Annotated in this window: 12 protein-coding genes; 10 read left to right on the forward strand and 2 right to left on the reverse strand. The window is 42.1% G+C overall.

Annotated elements, in window-relative coordinates; all coding sequences use genetic code 11:
• Positions 1-29 precede the first annotated feature (29 nt).
• On the reverse strand, positions 30-974 hold the full coding sequence (locus tag ACTJJH_RS09850) for a dihydrodipicolinate synthase family protein (protein ID WP_000050879.1): 945 nt from the start codon (positions 972-974) through the stop codon (positions 30-32).
• Positions 975-1,161: 187 nt separating this feature from the next.
• Here ACTJJH_RS09850 and ACTJJH_RS09855 point away from each other — a divergent pair, with 187 nt between their 5' ends.
• From ACTJJH_RS09855 to ACTJJH_RS09895, 9 genes are all read left to right on the forward strand, one after another.
• Positions 1,162-2,052: a LysR family transcriptional regulator gene (locus ACTJJH_RS09855; RefSeq protein WP_440601069.1), complete on the forward strand. Its 891-nt coding sequence runs from the start codon at positions 1,162-1,164 to the stop codon at positions 2,050-2,052.
• Positions 2,053-2,188: 136 nt separating this feature from the next.
• Positions 2,189-2,710, forward strand: coding sequence for a sigma-70 family RNA polymerase sigma factor (locus ACTJJH_RS09860; RefSeq protein WP_440601115.1), 522 nt, complete (start codon positions 2,189-2,191; stop codon positions 2,708-2,710).
• Positions 2,711-3,727: a FecR family protein gene (locus tag ACTJJH_RS09865; RefSeq protein ID WP_440601070.1), complete on the forward strand. Its 1,017-nt coding sequence runs from the start codon at positions 2,711-2,713 to the stop codon at positions 3,725-3,727.
• Positions 3,728-3,865: 138 nt separating this feature from the next.
• Positions 3,866-7,039 (forward strand): TonB-dependent receptor domain-containing protein, encoded by a 3,174-nt coding sequence (locus ACTJJH_RS09870; protein ID WP_440601071.1) that lies wholly within the window; start codon positions 3,866-3,868, stop codon positions 7,037-7,039.
• Between the two features lie 192 nt (positions 7,040-7,231).
• Entirely contained in the window at positions 7,232-8,023 is a 792-nt protein-coding gene (locus ACTJJH_RS09875; protein WP_002041986.1) for a Slam-dependent surface lipoprotein, read from the forward strand.
• A gap of 79 nt (positions 8,024-8,102) precedes the next feature.
• Positions 8,103-9,593 carry a surface lipoprotein assembly modifier gene (locus ACTJJH_RS09880; RefSeq protein ID WP_440601072.1) on the forward strand — a complete coding sequence of 497 codons (1,491 nt, stop codon included), beginning with the start codon at positions 8,103-8,105 and terminating at the stop codon, positions 9,591-9,593.
• 10 nt (positions 9,594-9,603) lie between these two features.
• Entirely contained in the window at positions 9,604-10,524 is a 921-nt protein-coding gene (locus ACTJJH_RS09885) for an energy transducer TonB (RefSeq protein ID WP_440601073.1), read from the forward strand.
• Between the two features lie 32 nt (positions 10,525-10,556).
• Positions 10,557-11,156 carry a biliverdin-producing heme oxygenase gene (locus ACTJJH_RS09890; protein ID WP_151302757.1) on the forward strand — a complete coding sequence of 200 codons (600 nt, stop codon included), beginning with the start codon at positions 10,557-10,559 and terminating at the stop codon, positions 11,154-11,156.
• A 27-nt stretch (positions 11,157-11,183) separates the two neighbouring features.
• Entirely contained in the window at positions 11,184-11,624 is a 441-nt protein-coding gene (locus tag ACTJJH_RS09895; RefSeq protein ID WP_440601074.1) for a YbaN family protein, read from the forward strand.
• 2 nt (positions 11,625-11,626) lie between these two features.
• Here the strand turns inward: ACTJJH_RS09895 and ACTJJH_RS09900 are convergent, their stop codons facing one another.
• Positions 11,627-11,902 (reverse strand): hypothetical protein, encoded by a 276-nt coding sequence (locus ACTJJH_RS09900; RefSeq protein ID WP_000061143.1) that lies wholly within the window; start codon positions 11,900-11,902, stop codon positions 11,627-11,629.
• A gap of 321 nt (positions 11,903-12,223) precedes the next feature.
• Between ACTJJH_RS09900 and ACTJJH_RS09905 the strand changes: the two genes are divergently transcribed.
• On the forward strand, positions 12,224-12,931 hold the full coding sequence (locus tag ACTJJH_RS09905) for a YoaK family protein (protein WP_322976940.1): 708 nt from the start codon (positions 12,224-12,226) through the stop codon (positions 12,929-12,931).
• The last annotated feature ends 59 nt before the right edge of the window (positions 12,932-12,990 follow it).

The raw sequence follows: 12,990 nt of genomic DNA on the forward strand, positions 1-12,990 counted from the left end.
GCTAGCGTACATGCTAGCCCGAATGGAATTTAAGCAACGGCTTGGGTTAAATCGACCTTGCCAATTCCGGCTTGACGCATCGCATCATGAATTTCTTGCTCAGCACCATCTGCAAGTGGAAGCAGTGGCGAACGCACAGTGGCATGGTCCAAAATTCCGCGAGCAACCAGTGCATGTTTAAGCGCGACCGTACCTTCCATGTGTGAACCACGGTGATAAACATTACGAGTCACTGGTAATAATTGGTCGTGAATAGCACGTGCTTTGGCATAATCTTTGGCTTTACCTGCTTTAATCATTTCAATTAACAGTTCAGGGGCAATGTTGCCATAGCCAACCAAAGCGCCGTCTACATCAAACATGGTGTGAAGCAAATATTCATCGTGGCAAGTCAACACCTGTAAGTCTGGACGTTCACGGCGAATAATCGGAATTTCAACGTCCCAGCGGCGCATATTACGCACACCATTTTTCATGGCAAATACGCCTGGCTGTGCAGAAATATCGAGTAGAGTCTCTAGGTCGTAAGTGGCCTTCGTTGCGTCTGGATATTGGAATAAAATAGATGGCAAACCACTTTCTTCATAAATCGCTTTATAGCGGTCTTGTGGTGCGCCTTTTTGATAGCCAAAACGCAACCAGCCGTGTGAAGGGTAAATCAAACCTGCCGAAGCACCTGCGCTGACTGCACGTTTTGCTTCTTCTGCTGCAACCGAAGTACCTTCGAGTGTAATCCCCGCGATTACCGGAATTTTGTCATCTACCGATTTAACAAAGCTTTCGATGACCTGCATTTGTTCTTTTTGCGACAAGAATGTTCCTTCACCTGCATGCCCAAGAACAACCAAGCCTTTCACACCATCAATACTGCCTAACCATGAACCTAAACGTTGAATTGCATTATGGTCTACTTGTCCGTCACGGGTAAAAGGAGTCACAGGTGCTGGGGTTAATCCACGTAAATCTAAACTCATAATCGTACTTCCTATACAGTGTAATTAAATATTCTCTGGTTCTTAATCTGACTTAAATCGTGTTGTAGAGAACATGATTGGAGTATAGAAATAGGTGAGCTATGTAGGAATTACCAATTCTTGAATTTCAGTTATACTGAAAATGTATGGCTCAAAATGCTGCCTATTTACGATTTAGGAAGAATCGATGAATTATGAATTATGGAAAATATTTTTAGACGCGGTGGAACTCGGTAGCTTAAGCAAAGTCGCCATGCTGCATAACACCAATCAACCGCAAATCAGTCGGCAAATGAACGAGCTTGAAGCGCAATGTGGCGGTCGTTTGTTTAACCGAACTGGCCGCGGCGTAGAACTCACCGACTTAGGTCAGCATTTACTTCCTAAAATTCGTTCATGGCTGAACGTGACCGATCAACTGAATAATGAAATTTTGCATTCGACCGATACCCCGATCGGGACGGTTCGTATTGCCAGTTTGCCGTCTACTGCACATCCGTTGTTATCGACTCTCTATAAAGTTCTTCAAGAGAAATATCCCCTAATTAAGCTGTCGGTGCGTGAAGGGCAAGGGGTGCATTTAGAAAAATGGCTCGAAGATGGCAGCGTCGATTTAGCCATACTCTATCGGTTTAACCCAACGCCTAAACAGGGTGATGTTTACCTTACCCAAGCCGATACCTATTTGGTCGGCTGCGAAGGAGATGCGCTCACTCAGGCCAATGAAGTCGACTTTAAAGAGGTAAGTCAGTTACCACTGGTCACGTTTTGCAGGCCAAGTAACTGGCGTAATTTTTTAGACCACATGTCTTATGAAAATGGGGTAGACCTGAATATTGTGTTTGAAGCCGACTCGATTAGTTTACAAACGCATTTGGTTTCCGAATCTCGCATGTACACCATGCTGGGGCCGCAAGCTTTAAAAAAGGCTAGTCAATACACCTCAATTCAAGCCGCAAAAATTATTAACCCAGCACTCAAGCGCTATATTTCTTTGTCTATTTCTAAACATGGCTATTTAACGCCTGCGTGTAAGGCGGTGATGGAAGAAATTAGGAATTTGGCCGATTTGCTTTAAGAGAAGTGCAGCAAATCGAACGGGCAATTAATTCAATTTATTAAACAGTGATTTAAGTTTTACTTGAATTATTGCTTGACTTATTTAAATGATAATTATTATCATTTGTAGGTTCCTTGTTTTGAGTCCAATTGCTGTGAACAAAACTTCTTTGCTTGTAGATCAGTTATATAGAAGTCACCAAGGCTGGCTTCACCAATGGTTGAGACAAAAATTAGGTAATACTGATCAGGCCGCAGATCTGGTTCAAGACACATTTATTAAACTGCTACAAACGCGAGACGAGCTATTCGGCATTAAGGAACCGCGTGCTTATTTAACCTCGATTGCTAAAAACCTGCTCATTGACCAAGTGCGCCGTAAACGCATTGAACAAGCCTATTTAGATGGCTTGAGTCAAATGGAATATATGCTTGACGCGGTGGCTTCACCCGAAGACCAAATGCAAATTATTCAAGCGATTAACCAGCTTTGTAAAGCACTCGAAGGGGTTTCTGAAAAAGCGCAGCAAGCTTTTATTTTGCATTATCTCGAAGGCTATACCCATAAAGAAATTGCCGAGCGATTAAATGTATCGACCAAAATGATTCAAAAATATTTGGCGAGCTGTTTAATTCAGTGCTACCAAAACCGACAAGACATGGACACTTGCATTTAAATGGCCATGGATAAAAGCAAACATCACCAATTGGTTGAAGAAGCCGCGCATTGGATTGTTCAACTGAGTTCGGATGATGAAAGCTCACGGAAAACCGCCAAACAAAAATTTGAAGAGTGGAAAAAAATCAGTGAGCAACACCGCCAAGTGGCTGCCGACATTGAGCAATGTATTGGTTCAATTCAAAAACTTTCGCAAACCAGCGGACATAAAAAAGTCACTAAAGTTGCCCTTAAAGCTGGCCTAAACTCAGGCAAAGCTTATAAACATTTACGTGCAGGAACAGCTTTTGCTGTCGTGTTTGTTGCCATGAGTGGGGCGTTATTTTATTTAACTGACACCACTGTGGCCTATGTTACTGCCGATATTCAAGGGCAATCAGGGCAGTGGACCACGCAAACCTTACCAGATGGTTCACGTTTAATTTTACGTGGTAAAAGTGCAGTCAATCTTGATTTTAAAACCAACCAGCGAGTGGTTGAGCTGGTGCAGGGTCAAATTTACGTCGATGTTGCCAAAGATGAGACTAGACCATTTTTGGTCAAAACTAGTCATGGGCAAATTCAGGCACTCGGCACAGCTTTTAGCGTCAGTTATGACCCTTCAGCAACCGAACTCAACATGTTGCACTCAAAGGTAAAAGTAGAAGCGACGCAGGTTAAAACGACTCAATTGCATGCGACTCGTCAGGCCATTGTTGAAGCAGGGCAAGCCATTAAAATGGACAAAAATGGCGTCCAAAAACTGCCTGCACTGAATGTGTATAACGAACAACAAAAATGGCAAAAGCATCAGCTTATGGTAGAAAACCTGCCGCTGAATCAAGTGCTGCAAGAGCTAGACCGCAACTACAAAGGCAAAATTATTTTTAATGATGCGGCATTGCAACATGTACGGGTCAATGCTGTGTTGTCTTTAGACCAAACTACAGAATCGCTTAAGCTTTTGGCTACGGTTTTTCCAGACCTGAAAATTAAGCAAATCACGCCGTTTGTAGTCATGGTTTCTTTAAAATAATAAAAAATTAAATTTATTTTCAATTTTAGGTTCCACTTTTTTGAAAGTCGTTCGTCATAGTAAGTAGAAGCAATAAATATGGATCATTTTAATTAGTTGTATTGAATGATTCTTATTACGATTTACTGGGGCGGGCAAATGAAAAAAGCGGGAACGGGGCAAAAGCGGAATCGGTCGATTTTTCGATTCTCAACACTGGCGTTTGCCATACATGCTGTGTCGATGGGTGGGCTTGTTGTGCTGCCTATGCAGCAGGCCTATGCACAAACAGTCGGAGTTAAAAGCTATAACATTCCTGCTGGCCGTCTTGCTAACGTACTCAACCAGTTTGCCGAACAATCGGGTACTTCAATTGCAATGGATGCCCAGCAACTCCAAGGGTTACACAGCCTAGGCTTAAAAGGCAGCTTTGCCGTCGAGCAAGGTTTTGAGCAGCTTTTAAAAGCAACTGAATTTAATGCCTTAAAAGTTGGGCAGGGCTACACACTCAGCAAAAAATCTATGCCGCGCGTCACTTCATCTAAGGTTCAGGCCGCTAGCCTGCCACTAAGTGGTGCCGTAATTGAAGAAGATGCATCGGTACGACTTACCCCAATAGTGGTGTACGGCAAAGAAGGCCGTGACACGGAAGGCTATAACAAAGTTTATGACGCAAACCGTTCTTCGGTCTATGCGGGCAAAGACTATGTCGAGCGCTTTAAGGGAACCAACCCAGCCGATGTTTTACAAGGCATGGTGGGAGTCTATAGCGGCGATGCCCGTAACAGTGGCGCACTCGACCCAAGTGTACGTGGTGTGCAGGGCGTTGGCCGTGTGCCTTTAACCATTGATGGCACTGAACAGTCAATTGCCGTATGGCGTGGTTACAACGGGGTAAACAACCGCAACTATATCGATCCGAATTTAATTGCGGGCATTGAAGTCATTAAAGGCCCATCTTTAGAGCGCAATACCACAACTTCTGTTGGCGGTGGTGTGGTGGTCAAAACGCTAGAGGCCGATGACATTGTTCGTCCGGGTAAGTCTTTTGGTGCAGAGTTAAAAGTAGAAGGCTCAACCAACTCAATTGATCCGTCTTTGCCAGACATGAGCAAAGTGGGCCAAAACTACGATAACACCACGCCTTGGATCGACATGAATGGGTCAAAGTATGACCCCGATATTTATAAAAAGAACCGTACCAGAAGTGATAACTCTCATTTTTCGGGCGATGACTTAGCGGGGCGACTGGCAATTGCCACCAAGCAAGATAAATTTGATTTACTGGCAGTCTATGCAGTACGTGAGCGCGGCAATTATTTTTCGGGGACACATGGCGCGGGCTACTATAAACGAGCGACACCGGACAGTAGTCTTGATTTTATTCCTTACTTTGCCTATGCCTATCAACCGGGCGATGAAGTTCCTAACACTTCAAGTCATATGGAGTCGTGGTTGTTAAAAGGGACCTATCGCCCAACCGATAACCAGACTCTTAAACTGACCTACCGAGATACCAAAAATATTTTTGGTGAAATTATGCCATCTCGAATTGTTTGGGGCATTACGCCTGACTTGGGTGTTCCGCAGTGGCCTTTAAGCAATATTCACTCTAAAGCTTATAGCTTCGAATATAAGTTTAAGCCTGAGAATAATCGCTGGATTGATTTCTACGCTAACATTTGGCAAACCGACACCGAAAGCCAGACCTACACACGTGGTGGATGGCCAACCACAATCGATTTTCGAGATAACACCATTATTAACACGGCGATAAGCCATTCTGACAATACGCGTAAAGGCATTACGGTCAGCAATAAAACCCGTTTGTTAGACCAGCTTGATTTGACGCTCGGTGGAAGTTTCTTAAAAGAAAAGCTGACGTCTGACGATATATATGGCGAATTTGGCCCTAGTTATTCGCTTTATCAGGCGCTGCCACGAGCAGGGCGCCGTGAGGAAAAAACGTTCGACTTTAATTTTAATTATCGACCGCTGTCTTGGTTAAGTTTTGATGCGGGCATGCGTTATCGCTCGTATTGGGCAGTTGATGACTTTTTAAATAAGTCTTTGCAGAGCGAGATTGACCCGAGTTTAAATCCGCTGTTTACCAAAAAAAGTAGGCTTAAAGAATATACCTTTGAATATCAGACCATGCCTGAGAGTTACACCTCGACTCAGCAGCGTTTAATCAATGTTTTAAAACAGCGCTATGCCACAAAAAATCCTGAGTGGGATGGGCAGCTCGACACTGTGCCAGCATCAGAGAGCACGTTGTATAACATGATCTGGTCACAGAAAAATACGCTGAGCTGGAAAGCAGATGCGAATGGGCAATTGTCGCTTGCCGATAATCCTTTAAACCAGCTCAATGCCTCTGGCCAAAAGTACGTCGTAACTGGCGGGAACTTTATGTCGGTGGTAGACCAAGTTCCAGTTGAGTCTGCCGACAAAGTTAAAGATAACGGCTGGGCACCGCAGTTAGGTGCCTCAATTCACCTCACGCCAAACAGCAGAATTTATGCACGCTATGCAGAGGAATATCGCTTACCAAGTTTGTTTGAAAGCACTGTCGGTTTTTCTGCCATGTTGCCATATCAAACAATCAAACCTGAACACGCTTTTAACTACGAAGTGGGCTATGTCTATGACATGCGTGATTGGTTTAGCACAGCGCGCAATGCCGACATTAAGCTCGCCTATTACTACAACAAAACCAAAAATGTGATTGAGCGTGATCAAAACCTTATTTTTACCAATATGGATGAGCAAAAGCTATCAGGTCTAGAGTTACAAAGCCGTTTTGATAATGGTGGTTTCTTCACAGACTTGAGCGTGGCCTATAACTTAAAAAATGAAGTGTGTGATACCAATAGCGCCATTAACAAAATGATTTTAGGCGGCACGGTTCAAACCGAGCAGGGCCTTGAGTTCCGTGAGCCGTATCAGCGTTGTGTCGATGACGGTTTCCCAAATGGCTACTTGGTGACCATGGCTACACCTGAACTGAGTTTTCACGGGTTGCTTGGCGCACGCTTTTTTGATGAAAAGTTAGAGCTCGGTGCACGTGCAACATTCTATAAAGCTTATGAAAGCCCGCTACGCAAAAACAATGATGCTAGCGTCAATAAAGGCTATTACCTCAATGTGCCTTTGGCGTGGGATGACACGTGGATTTTTGATGCCTATGCGCGTTATCAGGTTGATAACTACAACACAGTTGAGTTTGTCGGCAGTAATCTTTCTAACCAGTTTTATATCGATCCTTTAACTCGTAGTGCCATGGCCGCACCCGGCCGAACGATGAAAATTAGTTGGACCACTAAATTTTAAACAGAATTTGATTCCCTCTACACATACATAAAAAGGGAGTCAGGTAACGGTAAATAATAATATTGAATGATTATTATTTACAAAAAAAACGAGTAGGTTTGCAGCTGGGCCTACTCAATAAACTAAAAATAGCGAAATCGTTATTTTAAATTAAACAATAACTTAGTTTTAAAAAAGATGGAGTAACAACAAATGAAAATCTCTCAATTGTTCTTGGGTCTTGTTGCTTGTTCAACTGCATTTGCTTATGCAGGAATTGATGGTATTTCGAGTAATGAAAGTAACATCAAAATCGGTGCCGCTGCCAATGCAAGCCATCCGGGTGGTGTAGCAGCGGTGTCGGTTCAAGCTGCGGGTGCGCCATATAACGCTTTTACAGGTTTTAGTTCGTTAAAAGGTTTGGCTCAGGCTTTTGCTGCTCAGGGAACGAGTAACACCAATGTAACGGTTGGCAGCAAAACCTTTAATATTTCACATATTCCAGTGTCTGCAATGCCACCTTCACACAGTGCATTAGGTAATTTCAACTTTGGTCAGGTGGGCACACAGGAAGTCTATTTTGGTGAATGGTGGAAAGCGGGCGACACGCCGGCAAGCGCGAGCCATACCGTTTACTACGCGGGTGATAACACCAATACCACTGTTCCAACCGCGGGTACTGCAACTTATACCGTTGCAGGGATTAATGGTTCTGGAAGCAATCTGTTAAGTGGTACGTTCACGGCAAATTATGGCGCGGGTACACTTGAAGGAACGCTTACCGGAACAGGTACGGCTGTTTCATCATTAAGCCTAGATGGTGTGGCATTTAACCCGGGTACTGCTGCGTTTGCAGGTTTGGCAACGGCTAACGGTACGGCTGGTGTCGACAACTCTGGTGTGGTGCAAGGTCAATTCTTTGGTGCAAATGCTTCGGCTTTAGCGGGTATTGCCCAGTTTGATAACGTGTCTTACAACACTGCATTTGGCGGTGCTAAAAATTAATGAATGCAAAAGGAATCTACATACGTAGGTTCCTTTTGTTTTTTTGGCTTTTGCTTGGTTGCTTCAGGTTTATTGTTTTATGAAACGAACGCTTTTGTGCTGTCTGACATTGTTGAGTTGTCCATTTTTATATGCCGACGAAGACACACAGCTTCGTCTCAATCAAAGCTTGGACCAAACACTTTTACAAGAACAGCGCCAGTTTCACGAGCAGGGAACCATTCGTAGTACCGAGCAATTACCAAAACTTCAAATTAATGGACAAGAATATAGTGTTGAGCAAAACCCGAATGATCTTGCCAAGGCGTTATATCTGGCAGTCATGCAAAAACAGTGGCTCAAAGCCACGGTTTATTTAGAACATTATAAGAAATATGTTGGCTACGATCGGGCTTTAACCGACTTTGCCGAAGGGGCAGTTGCACGTTCTCAGGGTCAACTGAAATTGGCTGAACAAAAATTTCAAAGCAGCCTAAAACAACAACCTCATAATTTAATTTGTGAACTTGAGTTAGCGCGCGTGCTGTTTGAACAACAGAAGAATAAGGAAGCAGCACGCCTTTTTATTTCCATTCAAGACCAACTGAAACAAAGTGATCCTGCGGTAATTCCTTCTGGGGTTTTAACAACAGTGAATACCTTTGTTCAGGCATTAAAAAAACGAGACTCTTGGCAAGGCTCGGTTTCAGCGGGTTATACCTATGTCAGTAATTTAAATAGTGCCTCTAAACAGACTAAAACTTGGATGTCTTATCAGACAGATAATAAAGGTAATATTATTGGGGGGCAAAAAATTACTAGTGAAAAGCAAAAAGCTGAGTCAGCAACGGGTTTAGATTACGAAGCCAGTCTGATTAAACGCTATGCGATTGAAGGCCATCATGGCGTGGCTTTACGTGCGCTGGCGTTTGGACAGTCCTATAACGACCACGCGGCATTTAATGAATCTACCATTAACATTAATGCAGGCTACAGCTACTTTGACTTAAAAAATCAAATTGGGGTGAGTCCGCTTTTTGAACATAAACGTTATGGCAATGATGGTCTTTACAATGCCTGGGGCGCGCGTGCCGAATGGATGCATTTTATCTCGGCAGATAAAGCCTTCAAGCTTGAAGCTGAGAGTAAAGATTTTAATTATCAGAAATATAAAAGCTTTGATGGTATAGAAAATTCAGCTTTTGCCACCTTCTGGAAAATTTTTCCAGACCAGTGGACTGTTTTTGGTGGTCTAGATGTAGTCGATCATTCTGCAAAAGAAAAATATGTAGCTGCCTATGAACAGCAAGGTGCGCGGTTAGGTGTAACCAAAAATTGGAGTACTGGTTTTAACACTACGTTATTGAGTTCTTTCCGTTGGCGTCAGTTTGATAAATATGCTGTAGGTTATTTGGCTCGTCGTCATGATTTTGAACAAAACTATACCTTTGTTGTGCAAATGCCGCGCTTTGAGTTTTATGGCATGACGCCTAATTTAACCTATCGCTATAACCAAAATAAAAGCAATGTCGATTGGCTGTATTCCTACGATAAACACAACATTAGTCTCAAGCTTGAGCATCGTTTTTAGGGAATAAGTCATGAAATCAAAATCTTTATTCCCTACGCATAAGCCGATAGTTATGTTGCCTTTACCACAAGGACCGAAGCATTTTTATAAGTGCTTAACCGTAGTCATGGTGATTGGTCTGCATGTGTTTGTTGTCTGGATGCTGAGTCATTTAATTGAACCTTATACTTTTCAAGCATCGCCAAAAGTAGATGCATTAAAAGTAAGTTTTCTGTCATTGGCGCCCGCTAAAAAGCTATCGGCTGAAAAGACTGAAAGCCAACCTAAAAAAAGTGTAACGCCTCAATCTACATTAAACAGTTCAGTATCTCATGCGCCCGATCAGCTAAAAAACTCGCTTACAAATGTTCAAACATTAGCGTCAAAAACTGCTTCTAAAGAAGTTGTGCAAAATAATTTAAATAACAAACAGCAAGCACAATCAAAAACGACTTTAAATAATTCAACTTCACTCCAACCAGCGCAGCGTACAGAAAGGCTGGTGACTCATACCGATAAAAAACTAAGTTCGACAGACTTTGAACAAACGCAAACTGAGCAGTTGACACAAAACGCCAATAGTGAAACTAAAAGTGGTGGGGTCAAAACACCCGCAATGCAGCAAGAATATTCCAAAGCCCCTAGCACTCAAGTTGAACACGATGACGTTGTTCAGGTGAGTAGCGTGGATGTGCTGAGTTTTGGCGGGCTTGACTATGATGACCGCGAGTTAAAACAACAAAATCGTTTGGTTGAGCTTCGTATTCGCATTAATGAAAAAGGGCAGCCAATCAACATTCAATTACGTCAAAGTTCGGGCATTCAAAGCCTTGATGAACGGGTCATACAAGCTGTACGTAAATCTAGATTTAAACCCCACAAAATTAACGGTCGAGCCGTGACCATTGTTGTGGATTTTCCAGTCCAACTCAAACTCAATCGGAGCCGCTAACCGATGAGTAATATCCATTTTGCAGGAGAAAGATGATGAATTCATCTACAGAACAAATCATTAGCAACAGTTTGTCTTTACGTTTGAAACAAGAAACTGCTGCTGAACACGAACGTATGCATCAATTAATGTCAGAGGCAAAGGTGTTTTCAAGTAAAGAAAAATACGCGCAATTTACTTTGTCTCAATATTACTTTCAGCGTGAAATTGAACATCTTTTTGAGAAAGAGGGTGTAGCTGGACTGATTCCGGACTTAGACATTCGTGGCCGCTCAAAACAAGCACTTGCCGATTTAAATGATTTAGGTATTCAACCCAACGGGCAGCAATTACAGAGTGACAACGTACAACTACCCGAAGCTTTAGGCTGGATTTATGTGTCCGAAGGTTCAACCTTAGGAGCTGCATTTTTATTTAAAGAAGCTCAAAAGCATTTGGGTTTTTCTGAAACGTTTGCTGCACGTAATTTAGCGGCCTATCCCGAAGGGCGCGCTAAAGTCTGGAAACGTTTTGTACAAGCACTGGATGAAGCAGGCTTTGACCAAACCCAGCAAGACCGAGTCGTTCAAGGAGCTTTAGATGCCTTTGGATATTTTGGTCAAGCGCTTGATCAGCTTGATGAATTGAAATAGTAAAAGTGGATAAAGGGAATACCCGATATGGACAAACTTAATCAACTCAATGTTATGGTAAAACATGAGCAGTCGTTAGCACCCGCTCAACCAGTCAGTAAACTTGCCCGTTCTATGTGGGTGCGTTGGGTGTTTATTGGTTTGGCTTGGTTGTGTATTGCGCTTGGCATATTGGGTATTTTTATTCCGGGTTTACCCACTGTCGACTTTATGATTTTGGCGGTTTTCTTTGCGGCTCGAGGTTCTGAAAAACTTCATCAATGGTTTCGAAATCATCGCTATATCGGCCCACTCATTCGTGAGTGGCAAGAACATCGTCGTATTCCCAAAAAGGCGAAATACATCTCGACCTTAAGTATGAGTCTGGCTGCGGGGCTTATGATTTGGACCATTCAGCATCCGTGGTTTGTCTATCCGGCAATTTTATGTATGGCTGGGGTATTGGCGTGGATGTGGCTTAAAAAATAAAATTATGACTGGCATTTTTGCATGGTACGCATCATGGATTTTACAAAATCACGCGGTATTTCTGGGCTTTGTAAACTTAAACTTCCAAGTTTATGCATGAGCTTAGGGGAGTATTGGCGTTCTAAACGATGATAAATACATGTACAGCTTGCACGGCTATGACCAGCCGCAATACATTTCAGATAGAAATCACGATGAGGACTGTTTTTTTGACCCGCGAAGGCAACAGATACAAATAATAATCCCCCTAAAAAAACTGAAAAATTATAAAGTGACATATATCTACTCGTGATTGTTGTTATTGATTATCCATATTTTGGCATAACTTTTTCAGGTCCAAAACCAGTTGATGTCAACTAGCGGCTTCATCATAGTTAGAACAGTTTTAGAGGTCAAATTGATTTAAGGATGAGAACAGTTTAGTGTTTTAAAAATAGTCAATTTTGATTGTTGCCATTTTAAAGACAGTGTTACGACATTACGCACCCTATTTTTTTACATGATTTTTTGCTTTCATAAACGCTTTAGTATTATTCATTTTTAAATCATTTATATACAACTTAATTGCTTTAAGATTTTAATTTAACAGGATATTTTATATGACAGATACCCCAATTAAAAAAGACACAGAAAGTACATGGGCAATATGTCGAGATCCTGTTTTACTCACCATGGTGGGTGGGGCAATTGATACTATTGGTTTTATTGCATTGTTTGGTTTTTTTACCGCGCATGTGACGGGAAACTTAGTGTTAGCAGGGGCAGCATGGGTTAAAGGTGGCTCTGGTTTATGGATCAAGCTCGCAGCAATTCCATTATTTATTTTGACTGTTGTCATTACCAAACTGTTGATTGACCGCAGTCAGGTCAAGCACAAAACGCTGTCTTATTTATTTTTATTTGAAGCTATTTTTCTATGTGCCTTTATGATGGCAGGGCTTTACTTTGAGCCATTTAAAGATCCAGATGCATTAACAGTTGCAGTAACAGGTGGGCTAGGCTTAATTGCTTTGGCTATTCGTAATACTTCAAGCAAAACCCTTATTAAAAATATTAGCCCAAGCACCATGATGACAGGTAACACTACCCAGCTTGGGATTGATATTGCCAACTTACTTAAAAACAATAATGCAGCCAATCGGGCAAGTTTTCTAAAAAGTGCCAGTATTGTAATTGGTTTTGTGATTGGTGCTTTTTTAGGGGCGATCCTTTATGTCTATTTTGATTTCTGGAGTGTAGCGCCGTTTATCTTACCAATTTTGTATTTCTCTTATTTAGCTTCACAGCAAAAGTTCAACCAAGCTTGATTTAAAAAAATAACAAATTAGCCTGAATTAAAATGAGTTCAGGCTTTTTTCTTAATAAA

This window comes from Acinetobacter sp. 22301 (assembly GCF_052045285.1).
GTDB lineage: Bacteria > Pseudomonadota > Gammaproteobacteria > Pseudomonadales > Moraxellaceae > Acinetobacter > Acinetobacter pittii.

Bases quoted from the DNA above. Each gene is read 5' to 3' on its own strand.
- ACTJJH_RS09850 (WP_000050879.1), bottom strand. From the start codon at position 974: ATGAGTTTAGATTTACGTGGATTAACCCCAGCACCTGTGACTCCTTTT.
- ACTJJH_RS09855 (WP_440601069.1), top strand. From the start codon at position 1,162: ATGAATTATGAATTATGGAAAATATTTTTAGACGCGGTGGAACTCGGT.
- ACTJJH_RS09865 (WP_440601070.1), top strand. From the start codon at position 2,711: ATGGCCATGGATAAAAGCAAACATCACCAATTGGTTGAAGAAGCCGCG.
- ACTJJH_RS09870 (WP_440601071.1), top strand. From the start codon at position 3,866: ATGAAAAAAGCGGGAACGGGGCAAAAGCGGAATCGGTCGATTTTTCGA.
- ACTJJH_RS09875 (WP_002041986.1), top strand. From the start codon at position 7,232: ATGAAAATCTCTCAATTGTTCTTGGGTCTTGTTGCTTGTTCAACTGCA.
- ACTJJH_RS09880 (WP_440601072.1), top strand. From the start codon at position 8,103: ATGAAACGAACGCTTTTGTGCTGTCTGACATTGTTGAGTTGTCCATTT.
- ACTJJH_RS09885 (WP_440601073.1), top strand. From the start codon at position 9,604: ATGAAATCAAAATCTTTATTCCCTACGCATAAGCCGATAGTTATGTTG.
- ACTJJH_RS09890 (WP_151302757.1), top strand. From the start codon at position 10,557: ATGATGAATTCATCTACAGAACAAATCATTAGCAACAGTTTGTCTTTA.
- ACTJJH_RS09895 (WP_440601074.1), top strand. From the start codon at position 11,184: ATGGACAAACTTAATCAACTCAATGTTATGGTAAAACATGAGCAGTCG.
- ACTJJH_RS09900 (WP_000061143.1), bottom strand. From the start codon at position 11,902: ATGTCACTTTATAATTTTTCAGTTTTTTTAGGGGGATTATTATTTGTA.
- ACTJJH_RS09905 (WP_322976940.1), top strand. From the start codon at position 12,224: ATGACAGATACCCCAATTAAAAAAGACACAGAAAGTACATGGGCAATA.